The organism is Cystobacter fuscus (assembly GCF_044360685.1).
In the GTDB taxonomy this organism is placed as follows: Bacteria; Myxococcota; Myxococcia; order Myxococcales; family Myxococcaceae; genus Cystobacter; species Cystobacter fuscus_C.
The window spans coordinates 743,663-764,370 of record NZ_CP043491.1; the positions used below are offsets into that span (position 1 = coordinate 743,663).

Below are 20,708 nucleotides of genomic sequence, written 5' to 3' on the forward strand. Positions count from 1 at the left end.
CGCGGCTTTCCTGGCAGCTATCACGTCGAACGCTTCAATGGCGAGCTTCATGATCAGGACTCACGCGTTGGCTGGGGTGATAGGGTTCGAGTGCCTGGGATTCGGGCACCCCTGCCCCGAGAGCTGGGAACTGCAACTGTTACCCGGGTGCCTTGCTCCCCGGTTCCGGCGAACGCTTGCCTGGTGGTTCATTCCATGGGCCGCCGGTTGGTACCTTCGACACGGGCCCCTTCCCTGATTATGGATTCGTGGACTCCGCTCGGAGGAGAATTCTCCATGCTCGACAAGCTCCGGCCCAGTGGACTACCGGTCGTCGGCTCGCTGCCCTGGGGGGCGCACTTCTGCCAGTTCTACGAGGGGCGGGAAGACCTCGTGGACTCGCTCGTGCCCTATTTCAAGGCGGGCCTCGACAACAACGAGAGGTGCTTGTGGGTGACCTCGGAACCTCTTCGGGCCGAAGATGCCCGGGCGGCGCTTCGTCAGGTCGTCCCGGAGCTCGTGGAGCGGGAGCGGCGCAGTCAGATCGAGATCATCAACCACCAGGACTGGTACGCGCGCACGGGAAAGGCGGATCCGGACTCCACCTTGCGCGGATGGGTCGAGCGGGAGGAGCGGACCCTGACGGAGGGGTTCGCCGGGATGAGGCTCACGGGGAATGCGTACTGGGTCGAACGCTCGGATTGGAACGGCTTCGTCGATTACGAGGCCCGTGTCTCGCGCACCTTCAAGGACCGGCACATCATCGGGATGTGCAGCTATTGCCTGGACCGCTGCCAGCCGCATGACATCCTCGACGTGGTCGCCAACCACCAGTTCGCCCTCACGCGCCGCGCGGGTCACTGGGAGATGATCGAAAGCGCCGAGCTGTGCATGGCGAAGGATGAGTTGCAGCGCCTCAACGCCGAGCTCGAACGCCGGGTGCTCGAGCGGACCGCCGCGCTCGCGCACGCGGTCCAGGCACGCGATGAGTTCCTCTCCGTCGCGTCGCACGAACTGAAGACGCCCATCACCTCGCTCCAGCTCTATGTCCAGGGCATGGCCCGCGCCCAGAAGAAGGGGATGCTGAGCGTGGAACATCTCAATGCCCGGCTGAGCCGGATCCAGGAGCAGTGCGGCCGGTTGGAGAAGCTCATCAACAACCTGCTGGATGTGTCGCGTGCGGATGCCCGGGCGCCGGTGCTCCAGCGGGAGTCCTTCGACATGTCGGAACTGGTGGCGGAGACCGTGGAGCGCTTCACGGAGGAGTTCGCGCGGGCGGGGTGCCAGGTCACTGTCGAGGCGCGCGAGGCCATCGTGGGCTGTTGGGACAAGATGCGTGTCGAGCAGGCGCTCACCAACCTGTTGCAGAACGCGGTCCGCTACGCCCCGGGCGCTCCGGTGAACATCCGGGTGCAGGCGGAAGGGCCCTGGGTGAGGATCGTCGTGCGAGACGCCGGGCCGGGGATCTCCGAGAAGGACCACGAGCGGATCTTCGAGCGTTTCGTGCAGGCGGGGAGCCAGACGTTCGCGGGTGGATTCGGCCTGGGGCTGTGGATCGTGAAGCAGATGGTGGAGGCCCACCAGGGCAGCGTGACGCTTTCCAGCCGGCCCGGGGCGGGCGCGACGTTCACGCTCATGCTGCCGCTCGACTGAGCCCAGGTCGGAGGGCGGGCCGGAAGGCGCGGACAAAGGTCTCCTGGTGCGCCGCGTCGAGGTCCAACGCCCCTCGGCGAGCGCTCGCCTGGCGGGCTGTGATATGGGCCGCTTGTAGGGACTTTCCGACAAGGACCCTTCCTTGGGTTGTGGGACCATGGGCTCCGCCCTAAGAGGATCCTCCATGCACGACAATCTCAGGCCCAGCGGACTCTCGGTCGTCGGCTCCCTGCCCTGGGGGGCACACTTCTGCCAGTTCTACGAGGGGCGGGAAGATCTCGTGGACTCGCTCGTGCCCTATTTCAAGGCGGGCCTCGACAACAACGAGACGTGCTTGTGGGTGACCTCGGAGCCTCTTCGGGCCGAAGACGCCCGGACGGCGCTTCGCCAGGCCGTCCCGGACCTCGTGGAGCGGGAGCGGCGCAACCAGATCGAGATCATCAACCACCAGGACTGGTACGCGCGCACGGGAAAGGCGGATCCGGACTCCACCTTGCGCGGATGGGTCGAGCGGGAGGAGCGGGCCCTGGCGGATGGGTTCGCCGGGCTGCGGCTGACGGGGAATACGTACTGGGTCGAGCGCTCGGACTGGAACGGCTTCGTCGATTACGAGGCCCGTGTCTCGCGCACCTTCAAGGACCGGCACATCATCGGGATGTGCAGTTATTGCCTGGGCCGCTGCCAGCCGCATGACATCCTCGATGTGGTCGCCAACCACCAGTTCGCCCTCACGCGTCGCGCGGGCCACTGGCACATGATCGAGAGCGCCGAGCTGTGCATGGCGAAGGAGGAGCTGCAGCGCCTCAACGCCGAGCTCGAACGCCGGGTGCTCGAGCGGACCGCCGCGCTCGCGCACGCGGTCCAGGCACGCGATGAGTTCCTCTCCGTCGCGTCGCACGAACTGAAGACGCCCATCACCTCGCTCCAGCTCTATGTCCAGGGGATGGTCCGTGCCCAGACGAAGGGGGTGCTGAGCGCGGAACAGCTCAACGCCCGGCTGAGCCGGATCCAGGAGCAGTGCGGCCGGTTGGAGAAGCTCATCAACAACCTGCTGGATGTGTCGCGTGCGGACGCCCGGGCGCCGATGCTCCAGCGGGAGTGCTTCGACATGTCGGAGCTGGTGGCGGAGACCGTGGAGCGCTTCGCGGAGGAGTTCGCGCGGGCGGGGTGCCAGGTCACTGTCGAGGCGCGCGAGGCCGTCGTGGGCTGCTGGGACAAGATGCGTGTCGAGCAGGCGCTCACCAACCTGTTGCAGAACGCGGTCCGCTACGCCCCGGGCGCTCCGGTGCACATCCGGGTGCAGGCGGAAGGCCCCTGGGTGAGGATCGTCGTGCGAGACGCCGGGCCGGGGATCTCCGAGAAGGACCACGAGCGGATCTTCGAGCGTTTCGTGCAGGCGGGGAGCCAGACGTTCGCGGGTGGATTCGGCCTGGGGCTGTGGATCGTGAAGCAGATGGTGGAGGCCCACCAGGGCAGCGTGACGCTGTCCAGCCGGCCCGGGGCGGGCGCGACGTTCACGCTCATGCTGCCGCTCGACTGAGCGTCACTTCATCGCGCCGGAGAACGCGGGCGCCGTGAACACGCCGCTGGGGTGGGGCAGCAGGCGCCGGCCCTCGACGACCCGCGACAGCTCCTCGAGGGACTCGAGCACCCGTTGGCGCAGCGACTCGGGGGCACGTCGCAGGTCGGCCTGGAGCAGGAAGTCGAGCAGGTGTCTTCCCAGCGCCGAGTCCGGCTCGAAGCAGGCGCTCACGTCGATCGACACCTCGGGATAGAGCTCGAAGTCGTAGGCCGTCCCGTGCCGCTCGAACAGGGCGCGCAGGCTCTCCTGGCCGAACAACCCACCGGTGAAGAAGCTGTAGTCGATCTCGTTCCAGAAGCGTTGCATGAGCTGATAGATGCCGCCTCGCTCCGAGGAGAGGGCGATCAGCAACCGGCCTCCGGGGCGCAGGTGCTCCAGCCACGTGCGGACCAGGCGCTCCTCGCCGCCGGGCATGTGGTAGAGCGAGTGGATGGAGTGGATGAGATCGAAGCGCCGGTCGGGCACGTAGTCCTCGGCCCGGAGCGCCAGGAAGGTGAAGCCGGTCGTCCCCCGCGCGGCCCCACCCACGCGTGAGCGGAAGCCGTCGAGCTGCGCCTGATTGGGATCGAGAGCCACGTAGGACAGCGGCACCTCGCCGCCGAGCGTGCGCAGGGTCTCGATGAGCCGGAGATCGAACGAGCCGTCTCCGACCCCGATTCCCAGCACGTCCATGCCCTCGGTGCCCACCTGGGGAGGATGGGCCCGGAGGAAGGACAGCACCTGCTCACGGTCCGCCGACCAGCAACGCCGGAAGGCCTCATTGGCCGCGGCGTAGCCCTCCGCGGTCAGGGGCAGGGCAAGACGTGGACGCTCTTCCAGACTCATGCGCGCGCTCCGGGCAGGAGGCGGAAGGCTATCACCTCCGGGGGGACTTCCTCCTACTGTCCGCGTTCGCAGCCGCAGCCACAGGCGTCGAAGAATGTCCGTTCACCCGGTTGGCAGACGAAGCGGATGGCGCTGCACAGCGCGGGGCTCCTGCTGACATAGCGTTTGCGTGAATCGTTGTAGTCACAGGACGAGGACGCGCATTGGCTCTTCTTCACGCAGATGCCAATACAGTCGGCGCCGCCGTTGTCCGGATCGCAATCATCGCTGGGGTCGTCGAGGCAGACCTGCCCCTGGGGACAGGGCGTGCCGGGAAAGCCACCGCAGGACTGGGTGAGGTGCTGGAGCACCTTGGGCTCGGGTGGGGCGGACGCCTGTGCCCAGGAGGTTCCGGACATACCGAGCAGGGCACTGGTGAGGGCGAGCGCGCTCACCACGGGAAGGCGGAAGGGCATGAGAGGACTCCTTGTGGGGGCGTACATCCCAATGGAGTCCCGAATCCGCCCATGTGACGTCCCGCGGTGACACCGCGCGGGCCCTGGGGTGTTCCAGGCCGTGACCGATTCATTTTCCGCCCCATTCGCGCATCGCGGGGGGCTCAAGGCCTCGCCATGTTGAAGCACTCCCTGGTTGTCCTGCTGCTCGGTTCCGCCCTGAACGCGGGATGCACGCCTCCGCCCGAGACGACCCCACCCCCGGATGCCTGTGCGGCCCTGCCCGCCGCGCTGCGTGAGCGGATCGATCCGTTCATCACCGAGCGCATGCGACAAGGACACATCCCGGGGCTCTCGCTCGTCATCCTCCAGGGCGGCCAGCCCGTGTGCCTCAAGGGCTATGGCGTGGCGAACCGGGAGACGAACCAGCCGATGAACGTCACGACCCGGGTGTCCATCGGCTCCACCACCAAGGCGATGGCGGCGCTGGCGCTCATGCAGCAGGTGGAGGCGGGGCGCGTGGACCTGGAGGCGCCCGTGACGCGCTACCTGCCCTGGTTCCGCACGGCGGACGGGCTCCAGGAGCAAATCCTCGTCAAGCATCTGCTGTCGCACACCTCGGGCCTGCCCATGAGCTACTTCTGGGATGGTTCCCGGGATGAGGGCGCCCTCGAGCGCAGGGCGCGTGCGCTCGCCCAGGTGCGCCTGCGCTTCACGCCGGGGCAGGGCGAGGAGTACGCCAACGATGGTTTCGCCCTGGTGGGCCTCATCGTCCAGACGGTGACGGGCAAGCCCTTCACGCCGTACGTGGTCGACTCCGTCTTCAAGCCGCTCGGCATGGCGCACACGCTGCTGGACCCGGAGTCCGAGCAGGTGCCGGACGTGGCCCAGGGCTACTTGTGGTCGCGGGGCCAGCTGCGCCCGCTGTCGTCGACCTGGTCGAGCGCGCACGTGCCCGCGGGCGCGGCCACCTACACCTCCGCCGAGGATGTGGCCCGTTACTTCTCCGGGCTGCTCGCCGGGGGCGAAGGGCCCGGGGGCCGGGTGCTCTCCGCGCAGGGCGTGGAGCGGATGTGGCGGCCCGTGGTGATTCCCACCAGTGGAATGGGCTGGAGGCTCTCCCAGCAGTTCGGCCGGCGGATGGTGGCCCATGGTGGCAGCACGCTCAACACCAGCTCCATGTTCCTGCTGTTCCCCGAAGAGGGCACCGCCGTGGCGGTGCTCAGCAACCTCGAGACGAAGGTCTCGGAGGAGGTGGCGCTGGGCGTCGCCGCGATGGTGTTCGGCGAGGAGCCCGCGCCAGCGTCTCCGTCGGGGGACAGGGCGCCCAGCACCTTCGTGCCGGACACCGGGGTGTGGCGGGACTACGTGGGCTTGTTCGACACGGCGGTGGGCCCGGTGGGCATCTCCGTGGACGGAGGCCGGCTGTGGGCGACCTTCGGGATGGCGGAGCCCGCGATCCGCGGGGAGCTGGAGGCCTACGGCGACAACGAGTTCGTCGAGCGCGATGACTACGGCCTGCTCGAGGGCACGAAGGTGAGCTTCCAGCGCGAGCCGGACGGTGGCCTGAGTCTGCTCTTCGACGGCCAGCCCATTGGCAGGCGCGTGCCCTAGTCAGAACAGTGTCAGGGTCTACGACACTCACCCAGGCCCAGTTGACGGGTAGGGAGACGGGGGATAGAAGTTCCAGGTTCGCACGTCTGGAGGGACTCATGAAAGCTTGGATGACCGAAGTGGGGATGTTCGTGATGTTGGTGGCACTCGGCGTGGCCGGCCGCCTGCTCCCCCATGAGCCCAACTTCACCCCCATCGCCGCCACGGCCCTGTTCTCCGGCTACTTCATGCGGCACGTCTCGTTCGCCGCCTGCGTGCCCCTGGCGAGCATGCTCATCAGCGACGCGGTGCTGGGTGTCTATGATTACAAGGTCATGGGCGTGGTCTATCTCTGCCTCATGGCCCCCGTGCTGCTGAGCGCCGTGCTCAAGCGCCGCCTGGCGGTGACCACCGTGGGCGCCGGTGCCGTGGGCTCCTCGGCGCTCTTCTTCGTGGGCACCAACTTCGCCGTCTGGCTGTCCTCCGGCATGTACGAGTACTCCCTCTCGGGGCTCGTGAACTGCTACGTCGCCGCCCTGCCGTTCCTGCGCAACTCGCTCCTGGGCGACCTCTTCTGGTCCGGGATGCTCTTCGGCGCCTGGGCGCTCGTCGGCGCCGCCCGGCGCTCGGCCGTTGCCCGCGCCACCGCTTGAGCGCTCGCTTCTGAGTGCTCGCTTCCGGGCCCTCACCCGGCCCAGATGGCCTCGACCCGGGCGCGCACCTCGCGGCGCCCTTCCACGAAGCCTGGCAGCGCCCTCAGGGGCTCGAGTGCCGGGCAGTGCTCGATCCACTCCAGGTCGATGAGCACCGTGTCCGCGGCCCGCTGGAAGTAGCCCAGGGCCTTGTCCGGCTCGCCGCACAGGCACAGCACCTCCGTCGTGAGCTGGCACAGCAGGGCGACGAACCGCGGGTTGTTGTTCTGAAGCAGCCGTTGGTCCACCTGGGCCGCGACCTCGGAGACAGGCAGCTCGCCCAGCACCGCGGCGGTATAGAGGCTCACCAGGTGTGAGATGGGATGTCCTCCTCCCGAGACGGACTCCCGGTGGCGCCGCAGCTCCTCCAGGTCCCGGTTCCACGCGGCGACGCGCAGCCGCAGGGCCGCCGTCGCGGAGTGGTGGGGCGGCGAGGCCGCCAGCCGTTCCACCGCCCAGTGGTAGTCCTCCCTCCGTCCGCGCAGCGCGCTGCAACGGGCGAACTCGTAGAGCGACATCGTTAGGGACGGAGACAGCTCGTGGGCCAGCCGCAAGCGCACGAGCCCCTCGTCCGCCTGGCCCGACTCGCACTGCATGTTGCCGAGGTACAGCAGCGACGGCGCATGGTAGGGCGCGATGTCCAGGGCCTTGCGCACGCCCCGCACCGTCTGGCGCCAGTCATTCTCCTGGGCCGCGAGCATCGCCCGCGCCAGATGGGTCTCCACCATGTCGGGCGCCAGGTGCAGCGCCCGCTCGATGCTGTCGCGCGCGGTCTGGCCCAGGTTGTCGCTGGAGTTCCTCGTCCCCATGAACCACGTGCGCGCGCTGGCGACGGCGTGCATCGCCAGGGCGGGCGGGAAGTCCGGCGCCAGCTCCAGGCACGCGTTGATCATCGCCAGGGGCCCCTCGTTCAGGCTCCAGAACGAGATGTAGAGCTGCTGGTTCGCCTGGCGATAGAGCGCCAGCGCCTCGGGGGACAGGCTCGTGCTCCAGGTGGAGAGCACCCCCTCCATCCGGAGCTGCTCGGAGACGCGGGGCACCAGCTTGTCTTGCAGCTCGAACACCTCCGTGGAGGGGTACTCGAACCGGTCGTTCCACAATTGCGTCCCCGAGCGCGCCTCGAGCAGCCGGATGGCGACCCGCACCGCCTTGCCCGCGCTCTGCACCGTCCCATCCACCACCAGCTCCACCTTCAGCTCGCTGCCCACGGTGCGCGGGTCGCGCGTGTCGCGAAAGCGCGCCGTCACCCCGCTGCCGAGCACCCGGAAGCCCCGCGCGCGCGCGAGCTGATCGATGAGGGAGTCGGTCAGCGCTTCCGCGAGGTACTCGGACTCGCGAGGGCCCTGGAAGCGCAGGGGCAGGATGGCCACGCCTCGCATGACCGGGGTGTGGGCGGAGCGGGGCGTGGCGCGAGGCGTGGGCGGGCCGGACACGGAGGGCCACTGCTGCCCGGTGGGCTCGGGGCGGGTGTACCGCGGCTCGGCGAGCTGTCCCTCGCTGGCGAGCCAGTCGCGCAGCCGACACGCGATCTCACTCGCGCTCGCGGGCCGATCCTCGGGTGCGCGCGCCAGGCAGTGGTTCACCAGCTCGGCGAGCGGCGGGGGGATGCCCGGATGCTGGCGGAGATCGGGCGCGGGCTGGCGCAGGCGGGCCATGGCAACCGCCCAGGGCTCGTCCGAGCCGAAGGGCGGCTGGCCCGTGAGCATCTCGTAGAGCAGCAGGCCCACGGCGTAGAGGTCCGCGCGGGCATCCACCGGCTCTCCCGCCACCTGCTCCGGTGCCATGTACATGGGCGTGCCGATGGCGCCCTGGGTGCTCGAGGCGGCCTCCCGGGCCAGCGCGCGGGCGATGCCGAAGTCGGTGAGCACGACGCGTCCCTCGGACTCCAGCAGGACGTTGGCGGGCTTGAGGTCGCGGTGCACCACGCCGGCGGCATGGGCCGCGGCGAGCCCCTCGCAGACGGCGAGGGCGATGCGCGCGCCGTGCGGAGCACTCAGCGTGCGCTCGCGGGCGAGCCGCGAGCGGAGGTCCTCGCCCTGCACGTACTCCATGGTGAGGAAGGCCTGGCCCTCGTGGGTGCCCAGGTCGTGCATCCGCGCCACGTGGGGGTGGGTGATGCGGCGGGCGAGCCGGACCTCGCGGCGGAAGCGCTCCAGTGCCTCCGGGCCCGCGTGCTCGCCGAGTTGCAGCATCTTGAGCGCCACGAGGTCGCCCACCAGGCTGTCTCGTGCCTGGTACACCGTGCCCATGCCTCCCCGGCCCAGCGTCCGCAGGAGCGCGTAGCGTCCGGCGAACAACGCGCCCCCCCCGTCTTCCGGGGAAGGGGGACGGATGACGGTGCGGTCGCCTTCGTCAGGGAGGGGGCGGGGGGACGGAGGTGTTTCGGCCAAGGCGGCGGGATCTTAACGTGTCCTCCCACCCCCCGCCATGGAGCCTCAGTCCATAAAAGGGCCGGGAGCCCTTCCAACTCCGTTGGGCGGAGTGCTTCAGCTGAGTGCCTGGACACGTGGGATGTTCCGGGCTCAAGCACCTTTCGTGGACACTCCCTCGGCATGGATGGCAATGCTCCGGACGTCATGGAGAGTACCCGGAAGTGCAAGGTGTCCTCTCCAGAGTATCAGGAGGTGGTCCTCGTCCGTGTCCAGGATGACGGTGTCCAGCCGCATGTCGGGCGTCACGTCCTTGGCTCCTGCCTGGGTGATCGTGACCCTCGGCGCAGGTTGTCCGGGCAAGCGGAAGGAGAGCCGCCCCCGGGGTGAGGCGTTATCGACGAGCACTGGCTCGTCGCCGCGTAAGTAGCCGGCCGCCACCAAGCCTGTCGAGGCAGCGTTGAAGAAGCGCCGATCAAAGTCCTTCGGCAGCAGCGGCTTGCGCGTCATGTCCCAGTTCTTGTCGTAGGTGCCCCCGAATGCGGCGCGCGGCTGCCAATGGGGAGAGACGAAGCCGAAGCCCGCAGGCGGAACCACCTGACCGAAGGAGCGCAGTGGTTGCTCCGGCTCCTCGAGATTGGGGAGCCGCAATCCCTCCTCGAAGTGGCGCGCACTGGCCCGGAATCCAACGCCCACCGGGTTGCGCGGCTCGTAGCGGTGCTTATCCGGGTCCTTGTCCGTCTTGTCCCAGCCGCCGAAAGCCCGCTCGTAGGAAAGGGGGATCTTCTCGAAGGGCAGGGGCTTCGTCATGAGTACCTGCCCCACGCTCTTGAACCAAGTGCGCTCGCCCAGCACCCGCACTGTCTTGCGTAGTGCTCCCACCCGGAGGTCCACCAGCACCTCCGACACCTTTGACATCGGGGTATGTGCGTGGCCTGTCAACACCACGTCCGTGGCCGGCTTGATAAAGGCGCACTCAGGCTCGAACTTGTAACTGGACGTCTCTGGAACTCCCCTGAACTCTCCCGCCACGTTCACCGGCATCTGTGTCTTTGCCAGCCGCGGCGCACCCTCCACGAGCGAATACGTCGCCTTCACGACGACGGTGAGGATCGGTCGCATTTCCTCATCGGAGAGCGCGAGCACCTCGACGGCGAACGGCGTTTCGTTTTCAGTGGTGAATTGGCCCATGGGTCTCGGTTTTGGATGGCCTGGGAGTGTGCTACCTAAGTTTGAGGGACGGTTTCGCGTTCAGGCGACCGTGAGCAGGCTCTTGAAAGGCAGGGTGAAGCGCACGCCTTGAAGCTCACCGAGTGCCTTCATCCGCCGGAACTGCCGTGCCACCGTGTCCCGCGGCTCCAGCCAGAGCTGGCCTCGAGTCCGCACGGCCAACTCCAAGGCCAGCACATGCCGACGGCGCATGGGGGCCCGCGCCAGGACCTGGAGGAACCAGGTGGCCTCGAATGGTTTCCCGTAGAGGTAGCGACCATTTTGCGAAAAGCCCTTCTGGGCGTCCCTCCACCATTCCTCCACCTGCTCGGGGTTGGCCAGCGGAAGCGCCTCCTCCGGGGTTGGAACCAGCGATGCGTCGAGGTCCTCCTCCTCCAAGGGAATAGGCTCTTCGGACTCCGGCTTGGGCTCCGCGAGGTAGTCGTTTTCGAGCACCAGTCCCGTGATGGCGCAGAAAGCCTCCGCCGCCAGCCGCGCCACGAGCTTGTTCCCGTCTCCCAGGTATGACAGGCAGGCGTTCGCGGCGGCGACTCGCCCGCTCAACCCGAGCGCCCAGAGGGCCGTGCCTCGCGCCTTGGCGTCCTCCAGCCGAGGCGGACATGAGCGCGTTGTCCCGCTGTCCCCAGAGGAATGAAGCCTCCTCCAGGTGCTCCTCGTAGATATCCCAAGGGGTCGTCATGGCCGCTGCTGGAACTGGAACGAACCATCCTTGATGCGGTGGACCCCCATCGCCGAGGGCGAGGGATTGCCGCCCTCGACCAACGATAGCGTGGAGCGGGCAGGTAGCGGGCCTTCCCTATGGCCACTGAGGTCCAGAAGAAGGCCACAGGAGGGCTCGTAGCCAACGCCCCTCCCCACCCACGAACCGGGGATGGATGCCTCCGGCCCGGGTGTTGGAGCACCTCCCAGGTTCTTGAGAGGAACACGCATCTTGAGAGGTCTCCTGACTAGATGTCGTGCTTGCAGGTAAGGCATTTGGCTGGCCCGGCCCTCTTGCCCTCGGCGATGACAGGCGGTTGAATCAGAGGCGCCGGAGGCGTGTTCTTGTCGTTATGCAGCATCGGGTCCAGCGCACGGGCCACGTTCTTGCCCTCGATCTTCACATCGAAGGAGTAGTTGACGAATTCGGCCTTGCCTTTGGTCTTGCCCGAGGCCACGCCGCCGACCGAGCCCGCCTCGTCGCCGGTGCTGGTGCTGAAGTTGGAATCCGACAAGCAGACCGGATTACCCTCGACAGTGGTGTTCTTGCTACCGGAGGCGGTGTCCGAGGATCTGGCGATGTTGGGGTACGGGATGGGAACCGGTCCGGCTGGCATCGGGGTCTTGCATACATCGGGGAACGCGATGGTCACCCCATTGCTGTCCTTGGTAACCACCGACAGCTTGTTGACGCCTACCGTGTTCGCCATGGCTCCCCCGCGGCAGCACTCCAGTTGGTAGGACGATACCACGTCTCCATGGCGGCTGACATGCACCACGCAGGTAGTTGTCTCTTATGGTGGTCGGGGGCTCTCGTCCCTACCTCGAAGAGGAGAGTATACGGTATAAGCGGATGCCGCGATGGACATCAGGAGTCCAGGTCACGAAGAGTACCTCTCTTCGCGCAGTGCCCCTGGAATAGCCCTTGTGTGCGGAGGACATGGAAATGCTCGCCGTTACGGGAGTAGGCATGGTTTCGGCGCTCGGGGAGGGGGTGGTGGGAAGTTGCGCGGCCAGCCGGGCGGGTATCGTGCGCATCCTACCGCTTGATGAACCCCGGTTGTTCGATCCGGATACCGGCGAGGGCGAGCTGGCGCGCGGACACAGCCTGCCGCAGGTAACGGGGGGCTTCACCGGTCTTGGTCGACTTGCCGCCCTGGCGGTCGCGGGCTTTCGGGATCTTGGACGGAGCGCGCAGGTCAGCGATCTGTCCAGGTGCGCGCTCTATCTCGTTGCCCCGAACGATTTCCATCGCCGACTACTCGAGGAGCTGGGCCTGTTACCCGAGGAGCATGAGACGAGGCGTGAGGTCTATGCGAAGCGCTTGGTCCCCACTGTCCTTCAACTCCTGAAGGTCGGAGTTCCGCCCAAGTTGCAGACCGTGCTGTTCGGCGAGACCGGTATCATCGATGCCATACGAGACGCCGCCGAGCGGCTCCGCTCCGGACTCGTGGATCGCTGCATCATCGGCGGGCTGGATAGCCTGGTGGAGCCCCAGGTCGCCTGGACATTGGAGCGGCTTGGACTCCTCAAGGGTCCAGAGCGACCCGCCGGAGTGCTCCCGGGAGAAGCCGCTGCGTTCGCGGTACTCGAACTGCCCACAGCGGCGTCTCGCCGTGGCGCCAGGATCGAGGCCCTCATCGAGGCCCCCCGGGCCGCGGCTGAACCTTTCCATCGACTGTCCCGGCAGCCCGCCATGGGCGTAGCGCTGTCCCAGTGCATCAGTGACACCGTGGAGGCACTCCCAGACGGTGGGCGGGAGATCGGGCTCGTCATCGGAGCCCTGAACGGGGATGTGTACCGGGCCCACGACTGGGGGACCGCGCTCGTTCGCCTCCGGGAGCGGAACCTGGGCGAGTTGCGGCAGTGGTACCCTGCCCAGAGCTTCGGGGAAATCGGTGCCGCGACAGCACTGGTTGGGCTCTGCATGGCAATCCGGGGCTTCGCCCGGGGTTATGCCAAGACCCGCGGCGTCCTCGTATGGAGCGCAGGGGATGACGGGAGCCGGGGCGCGTTCTACGTGAGGGCTCCGGACAAGCAATCGTCAGAAGAAAGGAGGATGTGATGGCCAGCAAGCACGTCGCACTCTGGAAAGAAAAGGACCACAAGGATCAGAAAGGCTGCGTGAACAAACACGAACTCGGATTCGAAGATCCGACACCGACGTATCCCAACTGCGCCTACAAGCCAAACGGGTACCAAGCCACCTTGAGCGAACTGGTAAAGGGCACAACCACTGCGAAGAACTCCCTCTACGAGTACGACTTCACCCGCCCACATCCCCCTGAGACCCCTATCGATAAGAACCATCGTGCGCGTTTACCTCCAATGATGAAGATGGAGACCTTCTCGTCCACCGGGCGGCAGAAGAAGGCGGAGAAGGAGCAAGGGCTATCCCGAAAAAAGCACCAGAATATCTATCCGGGATCAAACCGCGAGGCATGGTGCTTCGGAAAGGGTGAAAATGGCCAAAACTATAAAGTGGGCCATCTTCCATTCGGTAATGAATATCACCACATCATGCCGCAGGAAGCGATCTCCGAGAAGCTGACCGAGAGCGAAGCGCAGGTGCTGCAAGCCGCTGGTTACAATATCAACGCTGGAAAGAATATCATCATCCTGCCCATCACCAGTGATGTTGCCTACGCGTTGATGCTGCCGAAACACAAGGGATGGCACCGCACCTACAACAAGGAGTGCATCAATCTCCTCATCAGCTACAAACAGTCGCTCTCGGAGGGGGAGGAGGAACATGAAATCACAGAAGAAAATGTAACAGGAATTCGTACCAACATAGAAACCTGGGAAGACAATACGTATAAGAAGATCGTCGATTTTGGTCGAGCCACAGCGATCTTGAAAAAGGGTGCAACAAGAGTTAACGATGTGTTCAGCAGGTGAACGAGATGGTGGAGCCGAAAATGGAGACGACTGGGGAGGGGATGAGCAATTACTTTATGTTGGAATGGGATGTTCTCGACGGGTATTGCGCCATCTTCGATTTGCCAGAGACGATGCCGAAGATCCACAAGCCCGCGCGCGGCGTTCGCATGGGGAGTGAATATCCGGACGGGCTGCGGTTCCGCATGGCCAAAGAAGAACGTGGGATGAAGATCGCGGATATCATTCCGAATGCCGTGAACTACCTGATGGTTTCGAATCGGATGAAAGGAATTCTCGAGCAACACTCCGGTGCCGAGATCGAATTCCTCCGGTTCGTGCTGCTGAACCACCGCGGGCGGGTTGCGAGTGAAGACTGCTACATCGCGAACGTCATTGGCATGCTGGATTGTGTGGACATGGAGCGAAGTGAGGGAGATCGGGACGCATTGAAGCCGGACCGCTTCATGTACTTGAGGCGCCTGGTCTTGAGGGAGGACATGCTCGACCCGGCGGCGAAGTTGTTCCGCCCCACCGCGGCACCTCGGATGATGATCGTTCGGCGAGACCTCAAGGAGCAATTCGAGAAAGAGGGCGTCACGGGTGCCACCTGGTACGCGGTGGGTTCCGAAGTGGCCATCACCCTATGAGCCACGACTATGTGGAAGTAGCCCGGTACAACATGTCCCAGACCCTTCGCTCCAGCCTGGAGGGGATGGCGCACATGCACGAGCAACTGGCCGAGCACGCCTCGAACGTCTGCGTGGCCTACCGGGTGTTGGGGATTTGCGCACTGTTGCAGGAAGCGGATGTAGAGGGTTTCGCCGGATTGCTGTGCAGGGCGGGTCAGGCTCGGCTCCAACTCCTGACCCTCACTACCTCTGGGACACAGCGCGTCACCCCGGAGAGCCTGCCAGGAAGCGACAACGTTGGTTTCAGCGATGCGCTGGCCTCGGGTGATGTCGCCACCGCTCGAGCGATCGCCCGGCTGTCGGCGAGCCACCATCTCGAGGGTGTGGAGTACGAAGAGGATTTCCTCTTCTCTCACTTTCTCCACCGCATGATGCTTGAGCCCCGAGATACCGAGGGGTTGCATCGCGTGTTGGCACGGTGGGCGCAAGTACTGCAGGGCGGGGTCGACCCGCGGCTCGATGCGTGCCTGGCCCTTCTGGAGAAGAATGCTGTCGGCTTCCATCGCGCGTTCGAAACGCTCATCATCGAACGTAAGCAGCAGTTTCGCGAGTACCGTCGGCAACTCGACTTCGATCCCGAGGTGGGGGCGACGACCGGGAAGATCTACATGGATGGGCTGGCCCTCTTGAGGGTGGCCGAACTGGAGGCCGTACCGCCACCACCCGCGCTCGAAATGGTTCCGCTCCTGGCGAGGGTTCCAATCGGAACGCCACTGCCTGCCGCAGATGCATGGAGAACTGCCTGAGCCGCTCCGTCGTGCTTAATATTCGTTTCGAAACGACAAACGCCACGACGACTCAATGGGTCCTCGTGGCGTTTGAACTCTTTACATTTCGCCCAGGGGCGGAATCAAACCACCGATAAGGAGCTCAGGGTCCCGCCCAGATGAAGTCCAGGGTCGGCACGATGTTGTTGCCGCGCACCCGCTCGCGCTCCGAGTAGCCGTCCGGGCCCGTCACCAGACGCGTGGCGCCCTGGTCCGCGTTGGCCCACAACACACCCACGGTGAAACGGCTGTGTTTGAAGACGGCGACGTCGAGGCCCACGTGGGCGGTGACGATGAGCGGAGACAGCTCGGCGATGGGACCCACGTCCGTTCCCGACACGGTGAGCCGGCCCTGGGGTCCGGTGGCGTAGAGGTTGAGCTCACCGCGCAGGCGCAGCCGCTCGGAGAGGGCGTGGTCGTACGCTCCGCCCACGCGGTAGCAGGAGCCCGTGAGCGGCGCGGCGAGCAGGAGGTCCAGGGGGGCGAGGAAGGAGTGGAGCTGGGTGGCGCTGTTGGGTCCGAGCGGCGCGCGCCAGGCGCCGTCCGCCTTGAGCGTCCACACGTCGTGCCGGCCCACGTCGCCGGACAGCAGCAGCCCCGCGCGCGGAATCAGCATCCAGCCGATGTCGTTCTCGCTCGTGGCCCATGCCGGGAAGAGGTAGCCCTTGGTGAGCCGCAGGCCGAAGGTGGGCAGCGACACCCCGGCCTCGACCGTGAGCCGCACCGACGAGGAGCGCACCAGGCCCAGGCGGACGTCCAGGTTGGGGGCCACGAGGAAGACGAGGGGATGGGTCTGGAGCTCGACGCCGTCGAGGAGGGCGAGGCGCAACGGGTTGAACACGCCCACGCTCCAGGAGCCTCGCGGGCCCACGTCCGCGGTGTTCCTCGCGGGACGGGGATCGGCGGCGGCGAGCGTGCCGGCCAGGAGTACAGAGAGAAGCAGCGCCCTCATGGCAGCCTCCAGGTTCCGACGACGGGGGCGTGATCCGACAACCGCAGGGCGTCGCTCTGGATGCCGAAGGGGCCGGGCCCCTGGATGACGTCGGTGTCCGTCCACTGCTCGCCCTTGCGGATGAAGAGGTAGTCCAGCGTGCGGTTCCAAGACCCGGGCACGCCCTGGTCGTTCACGCTGTCCGGGCCGAGGACCGTGTGCGTGAAGTAGCGCCGCTGGTTCTCCTCGCCCACGCCGTAGCGGGAGAGGGGAATGTAGGGCTCGAAGTCGTCGTAGTACTGCTTCATGACGCTGGGGGTGTAGGGCGGTTGCTCGAAGTCGGTGCCCTTGCTGCTCTCGCGCTCGTCGAGGAAGCCGCTCAGCCGCAGCTTGCCTTCACACGACTCGGGAGCGCCCCGGGGCGCGCGCTCGTCGCACACGGGGGGCAGCTCGTTGAAGTCTCCGCCGATGACCCACGGCAGCGTCTCTGCCTTCAGGACGTCGTGGATCTGCTGGATCTGCTTCTGCTTGGTGCCGTCCTGGTCATACGCCTCGGTGTGCACCACGTAGGTGGCGACCCTGCGGCCCTGGCCCACGTCCAGCTCCGCCCGGCCGATGGCGCGCTTGATGTAGAAGGTCGACGTGAGCGGATCCTGATCCGTGCGATCCTCCTGGCGGATGCGCTCGGCCTTGAGGATGGGGTAGCGCGAGAGGATGGCGTTGCCCAGGTCCATGCGGCCCACGCCCTCGGACGGCACGTAGCGCGCCTTCCAGGTGGACATATAGGCCGCGTAGCGCAGGTTCGTGTTCTCCAGCAGGAAGCGCACCTGATCGATGTAGGCGCTGCGCTTGGAGTCGACCTCGATCTCCTCCGTCATGAGGATGTCCGGGTCGTACTCGCGGATGAGCGCGGCGACCCGGGTGAGACAGTCCGTCACCTCGGTGGAGGACATCTGGACGCGGTCGCCCCAGAAGTCGAACCAGAAGTCGATGCGGCAGGCGCCGTACTTCACGTTCCACGCCATCACCTTGAGCGACGTGGGGTTGTCCACCGGCGCGGGGTGGTCCGCGTGGGCCTTGAAGCGCGGAACGTCTTCCCGGGTGAAGGACAGGGGGTCGGCCACCCATTCGCAGCCGGCCAGCAGAGGCATCAAGAGGAGCAGCGGGCGGAGTCGTCTCATGCGCGGTGGATGCTACGTCGGCACGAGCCGGACGCCAGGGGGAATGCCGCTCCCCCCGTGGTGGAAGCCGGGGACTACTTCTTCTCGCTCTTCTCACGCAGCGCGGTGATGACCTCGCGCGCGGTGGCCACGGACGAGGCCGGGTTCTGTCCGGTGATGAGGTTGCCGTCACGCACCGTGAAGCTGCCCCACATGGGGCCGGACTCGTGGCGGGCACCCTGCTCGCGCAGCCGGGTCTCCAGGAGGAAGGGCATCACCGTGTCGAGCTTCCCCGCCTTCTCCTCCTCGTTGGTGAAGGCCGCCACGCGCTTGCCCGCCACGATGGGCTTGCCATCCGGAGCCTTCACGCCCACGAGCGCCGCCGGCCCGTGGCAGACGGCCGAGACCACCGCGCCCCGGGCATACGCCGCCGTGAGCAGCGAGTGCAGCGGCTTGTGCGTCGCCAGATCCCACATCACGCCGTGGCCGCCCACCACGAAGTAGGCGTCATAGGTGTCCTTCACCTTCTCCAGCACGAGCGTGTTCGCCAGCTTCTTCTTCGCTTCGGCGTCCGCGAGGAAGGCGCGGGTGGCCTCGTTGGGCTCCTTCTCGCTCTTGGGATCCGCCACGGCCTTGCCACCCAGGGGCGAGGCGATGTCCACCTGCGCGCCCGCCTGGGTGAACTCGGCGTAGGGCGCCGTCAGCTCCTCGAGCCAGAAGCCGGTGGGCTCCTTCGTGTTTCCCAGCTGCGTGTGGCTGGTGACGATCAGCAGGATCTTCACGGCGGTCAGGGCCTTCATGGTGCGTGCTCCTTCATCGGGCCCACCGGGTTCGGGGGCCAACGGAGCGAACAAGTACCGCCGCCCCAGGTTGAAGAAAATCGAGGGGCTCTTCGCATAATGTGAAGCCATGCTTGGCAATCACGAGGCGCTGTGGACGCTCTGGGAGGTGAGCCGCGCGGGGACCCATGCCGCGGCGGCCGCGCGTCTGGGCATCACCCCGTCCGCCGTGGGACAGCAGCTCAAGGCGCTGGAGGCGCGCGTGGGCGTGGCGCTGTTCGAGCGGGTGGGGCGGCGTGCCCGGCTCACGGCCGCGGGGGCGGCGCTCGTCGCACGGCTCGGGGAGCACCTGCCCGCGCTGGACGCGGCGCTCGAGGAGGCCTCCGAGGCCCAGCGCGCCGTGCGGGGCGAGGTGTCCCTGGGCGGGCCCTGGCCCTTCTTCCGGTTTTGGTTGCGTCCGCGCCTGCCGGCGTTGTTGGAGCGCCATCCGGAGCTGCGCTTGAGCGTGCGCTTCGACGTGCCGAGCCTGCTCGAGCGCCGGCTGCTCGCGGGCGAGCTGGACGTGGCGCTCGTGGGGGTGCCTCCCGAGGCCCCGGGGCTGGAGGTGCGGCCGGTGGGTCAGGAGGAGTTCGTGGCCGTGGCCTCGCCCGCCCATGTGCGGCGGTGGGGCACGCCCCGCACGGCCCGGGAGTTCGCCGCCCAGCGCTTCATCGCGTTCGACGCGGACCTGGCGATGCTCGGCCCGTGGTGGCGGGCGGCCTTCGGCGCTCGCGAGCCACTGCCCACTCAGGTGGTGTGCCGCATCGCCAACCTGGATGAGATGCTGGCGCTCGCCGAGGCGGGCAGCGGCATCGCGGTGCTGCCCGACTACCTGGTGGAGCCGGCGGTCCGCGCGGGGCGCGTGGTGGTGCTCTCGCCGGAGTCCGGACGGCGCCCGGGCCGGCGTCCGCGGGGGACGCTCTGGGTCGCGTGGCGCCGGGCCGCGGCGCCCACCGCGCGCTTCCTCGCCGTGCGGGATTGGCTCCTGGAGGGGACTTCCAAGGGCTGAGCCCGCGCCAGCTCGAGGTGTGGCTCAGTCGTCGAGCGGCTCGAAGTCCGCCTTCGACGCGCCGCATTCCGGGCACATCCAGTCGTCTGGAATCTGCTCGAAGGCGGTGCCGGGAGCAATGCCGGAGTCCGGGTCGCCCACGGCGGGATCATAGATGTGACCACAGGGGATGCAGCGGTACTTCTTCATAGAGGACCAGCTCCTTGGTGCGACAACGACGACGAACGGGGACTACTACACCCCGCGCAGTGAGTCGATGAGTGCCCGCATGCGCTCGTGGTGGGAGCCCGCCCAGAAGACGCGCTGGCAGCCGGGGCAGTGCTGGAAGCTCGGGAACGTCGCGAGCACCCGCTCGGGCACACGTCCGCGCACCTCGTCGGGGGAGGCGGGGGCGAGGGGGGTGTTGCAGGCGAGGCAGCGGGTGAAGGGGCGCATGCGCGAGACGAGTCCGTAGCGCCGCGCCACCTCGGGCAGTTGCCGCGAGGGGTCCGTCTCGCGGGGGAAGTAGCCGTGCACCACCTCGGAGCGCTTGAGCACCCCCAGGTCCCGGGTGAGCAGGATGCGCTGCTCGTCGCGCGAGCGCCGGGCCAGCACGTCATCCGCGAAGTCGTTGCGCCACACGGTGTCGAAGCCGAGCATGCGCAGCAGGGACGCGAGCCGGCCCAGGCCCACGTCGAGCAGGAAGCGGGGCTCGCTCAGGGCGGGCGGGCCCACGCGGAGGGAGGGCGGCTCGTCGGGAGGGCAGCCGGGGGGATGGACGGCGATGCGCTGTCCGTGCTGGACGCGGTGGGAGAAGTCCACCGCCTCGCCCTCCACGAGCACCACGTCCACCTCGGGGTGGGGCGGGCCGAGCGACTCGATGAGATCCTTCACCGAGCACGGCGCGGGCAGGGGATGGACGAACTCGACGCCCCGGCGCTCCGGGGCGAGGAAGTCGTTGAGGGGGCCGTGGAAGCGCAGCCGGAGGGGGTTCACGGCACGGGCGGCGGCTGCTTCTTCTGGCGGATCCGCTGGATGAGCCGATCGATGAGCGGGGTGACGGCGAAGGTGAGGGCGAAGCGGGGAATCTTGATGGCCTGACAGGCGAGGTAGGCGCCCGCGAAGGTGCCCGCGGCGCCCGCGGCGCTCTCCACCTTGAAGCCCGCGCGGATGAGCAGCATGAAGCCCAGGAGGAAGAGGGTGAAGAGGCCCCAGTGCACCGCGATGGCCAGCATGCCGTAGCGGGTGATGAACTCCTGGAGCCGCTCCATGAGCTTCGGCTTGGGCTTCAAGGAGGCCGGGGGAGTGGGCGTCAGGTCTGGATTCGGGGTCACGGGAGGTTCAACAGTCGCCATTGCCCCCACCATGCCCCACTTCCGGGAAGCCAGCGAGCGAGCCTGACGCCTGTCCGTCCCC

21 protein-coding genes are annotated in these 20,708 nt (G+C 67.2%); 9 read left to right on the forward strand and 12 right to left on the reverse strand.

Annotation, left to right across the window (positions count from 1 at the left end; genetic code table 11):
- Positions 1 to 276: 276 nt before the first annotated feature.
- Positions 277 to 1,632 (forward strand): MEDS domain-containing protein, encoded by a 1,356-nt coding sequence (locus F0U63_RS03115; protein WP_395843531.1) that lies wholly within the window; start codon positions 277 to 279, stop codon positions 1,630 to 1,632.
- Positions 1,633 to 1,816: 184 nt separating this feature from the next.
- Positions 1,817 to 3,172 (forward strand): MEDS domain-containing protein, encoded by a 1,356-nt coding sequence (locus tag F0U63_RS03120; protein ID WP_395843533.1) that lies wholly within the window; start codon positions 1,817 to 1,819, stop codon positions 3,170 to 3,172.
- Between the two features lie 3 nt (positions 3,173 to 3,175).
- On the opposite strand, the gene F0U63_RS03125 is transcribed toward F0U63_RS03120, so the two are convergent.
- Together F0U63_RS03125 and F0U63_RS03130 are read right to left on the reverse strand one after the other, a co-directional pair.
- A complete protein-coding gene (locus tag F0U63_RS03125; RefSeq protein ID WP_395843535.1) occupies positions 3,176 to 4,039 on the reverse strand; it encodes a class I SAM-dependent methyltransferase in 864 nt (287 codons plus the stop codon).
- A gap of 53 nt (positions 4,040 to 4,092) precedes the next feature.
- Positions 4,093 to 4,494 (reverse strand): hypothetical protein, encoded by a 402-nt coding sequence (locus F0U63_RS03130; RefSeq protein WP_395843537.1) that lies wholly within the window; start codon positions 4,492 to 4,494, stop codon positions 4,093 to 4,095.
- Between the two features lie 156 nt (positions 4,495 to 4,650).
- Here F0U63_RS03130 and F0U63_RS03135 point away from each other — a divergent pair, with 156 nt between their 5' ends.
- Entirely contained in the window at positions 4,651 to 6,087 is a 1,437-nt protein-coding gene (locus F0U63_RS03135; protein ID WP_395843539.1) for a serine hydrolase domain-containing protein, read from the forward strand.
- 98 nt (positions 6,088 to 6,185) lie between these two features.
- Positions 6,186 to 6,719 (forward strand): DUF6580 family putative transport protein, encoded by a 534-nt coding sequence (locus F0U63_RS03140; protein WP_395843541.1) that lies wholly within the window; start codon positions 6,186 to 6,188, stop codon positions 6,717 to 6,719.
- A 32-nt stretch (positions 6,720 to 6,751) separates the two neighbouring features.
- Here the strand turns inward: F0U63_RS03140 and F0U63_RS03145 are convergent, their stop codons facing one another.
- The 4 genes from F0U63_RS03145 to F0U63_RS03160 form a co-directional block, all read right to left on the reverse strand.
- Positions 6,752 to 9,055, reverse strand: coding sequence for a protein kinase (locus F0U63_RS03145; protein WP_395843543.1), 2,304 nt, complete (start codon positions 9,053 to 9,055; stop codon positions 6,752 to 6,754).
- Between the two features lie 225 nt (positions 9,056 to 9,280).
- Positions 9,281 to 10,318 (reverse strand): DUF2169 domain-containing protein, encoded by a 1,038-nt coding sequence (locus F0U63_RS03150; protein WP_395843545.1) that lies wholly within the window; start codon positions 10,316 to 10,318, stop codon positions 9,281 to 9,283.
- Positions 10,319 to 10,378: 60 nt separating this feature from the next.
- The gene (locus tag F0U63_RS03155; RefSeq protein ID WP_395843547.1) at positions 10,379 to 10,900 is read right to left on the reverse strand and encodes a hypothetical protein; all 522 of its coding nucleotides are present in this window, start codon (positions 10,898 to 10,900) and stop codon (positions 10,379 to 10,381) included.
- Positions 10,901 to 11,304: 404 nt separating this feature from the next.
- Complete coding sequence (locus tag F0U63_RS03160; RefSeq protein WP_395843549.1) at positions 11,305 to 11,766, reverse strand: DUF4150 domain-containing protein; 462 nt, start codon at positions 11,764 to 11,766, stop codon at positions 11,305 to 11,307.
- 230 nt (positions 11,767 to 11,996) lie between these two features.
- On the opposite strand from F0U63_RS03160, the gene F0U63_RS03165 reads away from it, so the two are divergent.
- The 4 genes from F0U63_RS03165 (at position 11,997) to F0U63_RS03180 (ending at position 15,374) form a co-directional block, all read left to right on the forward strand.
- On the forward strand, positions 11,997 to 13,121 hold the full coding sequence (locus F0U63_RS03165) for a hypothetical protein (RefSeq protein ID WP_395843551.1): 1,125 nt from the start codon (positions 11,997 to 11,999) through the stop codon (positions 13,119 to 13,121).
- Positions 13,121 to 13,957, forward strand: a complete 837-nt coding sequence (locus tag F0U63_RS03170; RefSeq protein ID WP_395843553.1) for an AHH domain-containing protein — start codon at positions 13,121 to 13,123, stop codon at positions 13,955 to 13,957. Before F0U63_RS03165 ends, F0U63_RS03170 begins: the two co-directional genes overlap by 1 nt.
- Before the next feature lie 5 nt (positions 13,958 to 13,962).
- A complete protein-coding gene (locus F0U63_RS03175) occupies positions 13,963 to 14,586 on the forward strand; it encodes an imm11 family protein (protein WP_395848306.1) in 624 nt (207 codons plus the stop codon).
- Positions 14,587 to 14,660: 74 nt separating this feature from the next.
- Positions 14,661 to 15,374, forward strand: coding sequence for a hypothetical protein (locus F0U63_RS03180; RefSeq protein ID WP_395843555.1), 714 nt, complete (start codon positions 14,661 to 14,663; stop codon positions 15,372 to 15,374).
- 124 nt (positions 15,375 to 15,498) lie between these two features.
- Here F0U63_RS03180 and F0U63_RS03185 read toward each other — a convergent pair whose 3' ends face one another.
- From F0U63_RS03185 to F0U63_RS03195, 3 genes are all read right to left on the reverse strand, one after another.
- Complete coding sequence (locus F0U63_RS03185; RefSeq protein WP_395843557.1) at positions 15,499 to 16,347, reverse strand: hypothetical protein; 849 nt, start codon at positions 16,345 to 16,347, stop codon at positions 15,499 to 15,501.
- Positions 16,344 to 17,507, reverse strand: coding sequence for an endonuclease/exonuclease/phosphatase family protein (locus F0U63_RS03190; RefSeq protein ID WP_395843559.1), 1,164 nt, complete (start codon positions 17,505 to 17,507; stop codon positions 16,344 to 16,346). Before F0U63_RS03190 ends, F0U63_RS03185 begins: the two co-directional genes overlap by 4 nt.
- A 74-nt stretch (positions 17,508 to 17,581) precedes the next feature.
- A complete protein-coding gene (locus tag F0U63_RS03195) occupies positions 17,582 to 18,286 on the reverse strand; it encodes a type 1 glutamine amidotransferase domain-containing protein (RefSeq protein WP_395843561.1) in 705 nt (234 codons plus the stop codon).
- A 109-nt stretch (positions 18,287 to 18,395) separates the two neighbouring features.
- Here F0U63_RS03195 and F0U63_RS03200 point away from each other — a divergent pair, with 109 nt between their 5' ends.
- A complete protein-coding gene (locus F0U63_RS03200; protein WP_395843563.1) occupies positions 18,396 to 19,313 on the forward strand; it encodes a LysR family transcriptional regulator in 918 nt (305 codons plus the stop codon).
- Between the two features lie 24 nt (positions 19,314 to 19,337).
- On the opposite strand, the gene rd is transcribed toward F0U63_RS03200, so the two are convergent.
- Genes rd through F0U63_RS03215 form a run of 3 tightly spaced genes read right to left on the reverse strand, consistent with a single transcriptional unit; the run spans position 19,338 to position 20,626 of the window.
- Positions 19,338 to 19,502 (reverse strand): rubredoxin, encoded by a 165-nt coding sequence (gene rd, locus F0U63_RS03205; protein WP_395843565.1) that lies wholly within the window; start codon positions 19,500 to 19,502, stop codon positions 19,338 to 19,340.
- Positions 19,503 to 19,547: 45 nt separating this feature from the next.
- A complete protein-coding gene (locus tag F0U63_RS03210; RefSeq protein WP_395843567.1) occupies positions 19,548 to 20,288 on the reverse strand; it encodes a Mut7-C RNAse domain-containing protein in 741 nt (246 codons plus the stop codon).
- A complete protein-coding gene (locus F0U63_RS03215; RefSeq protein ID WP_395843569.1) occupies positions 20,285 to 20,626 on the reverse strand; it encodes a hypothetical protein in 342 nt (113 codons plus the stop codon). The genes F0U63_RS03210 and F0U63_RS03215 overlap by 4 nt, the downstream gene beginning before the upstream one ends.
- Between the last annotated feature and the right edge of the window lie 82 nt (positions 20,627 to 20,708).

Bases quoted from the DNA above. Each gene is read 5' to 3' on its own strand.
- F0U63_RS03115 (WP_395843531.1), top strand. From the start codon at position 277: ATGCTCGACAAGCTCCGGCCCAGTGGACTACCGGTCGTCGGCTCGCTG.
- F0U63_RS03120 (WP_395843533.1), top strand. From the start codon at position 1,817: ATGCACGACAATCTCAGGCCCAGCGGACTCTCGGTCGTCGGCTCCCTG.
- F0U63_RS03125 (WP_395843535.1), bottom strand. From the start codon at position 4,039: ATGAGTCTGGAAGAGCGTCCACGTCTTGCCCTGCCCCTGACCGCGGAG.
- F0U63_RS03130 (WP_395843537.1), bottom strand. From the start codon at position 4,494: ATGCCCTTCCGCCTTCCCGTGGTGAGCGCGCTCGCCCTCACCAGTGCC.
- F0U63_RS03135 (WP_395843539.1), top strand. From the start codon at position 4,651: ATGTTGAAGCACTCCCTGGTTGTCCTGCTGCTCGGTTCCGCCCTGAAC.
- F0U63_RS03140 (WP_395843541.1), top strand. From the start codon at position 6,186: ATGAAAGCTTGGATGACCGAAGTGGGGATGTTCGTGATGTTGGTGGCA.
- F0U63_RS03150 (WP_395843545.1), bottom strand. From the start codon at position 10,318: ATGGGCCAATTCACCACTGAAAACGAAACGCCGTTCGCCGTCGAGGTG.
- F0U63_RS03160 (WP_395843549.1), bottom strand. From the start codon at position 11,766: ATGGCGAACACGGTAGGCGTCAACAAGCTGTCGGTGGTTACCAAGGAC.
- F0U63_RS03165 (WP_395843551.1), top strand. From the start codon at position 11,997: ATGGAAATGCTCGCCGTTACGGGAGTAGGCATGGTTTCGGCGCTCGGG.
- F0U63_RS03170 (WP_395843553.1), top strand. From the start codon at position 13,121: ATGGCCAGCAAGCACGTCGCACTCTGGAAAGAAAAGGACCACAAGGAT.
- F0U63_RS03175 (WP_395848306.1), top strand. From the start codon at position 13,963: ATGGTGGAGCCGAAAATGGAGACGACTGGGGAGGGGATGAGCAATTAC.
- F0U63_RS03180 (WP_395843555.1), top strand. From the start codon at position 14,661: ATGCACGAGCAACTGGCCGAGCACGCCTCGAACGTCTGCGTGGCCTAC.
- F0U63_RS03185 (WP_395843557.1), bottom strand. From the start codon at position 16,347: ATGAGGGCGCTGCTTCTCTCTGTACTCCTGGCCGGCACGCTCGCCGCC.
- F0U63_RS03190 (WP_395843559.1), bottom strand. From the start codon at position 17,507: ATGAGACGACTCCGCCCGCTGCTCCTCTTGATGCCTCTGCTGGCCGGC.
- F0U63_RS03195 (WP_395843561.1), bottom strand. From the start codon at position 18,286: ATGAAGGCCCTGACCGCCGTGAAGATCCTGCTGATCGTCACCAGCCAC.
- F0U63_RS03200 (WP_395843563.1), top strand. From the start codon at position 18,396: ATGCTTGGCAATCACGAGGCGCTGTGGACGCTCTGGGAGGTGAGCCGC.
- rd (WP_395843565.1), bottom strand. From the start codon at position 19,502: ATGAAGAAGTACCGCTGCATCCCCTGTGGTCACATCTATGATCCCGCC.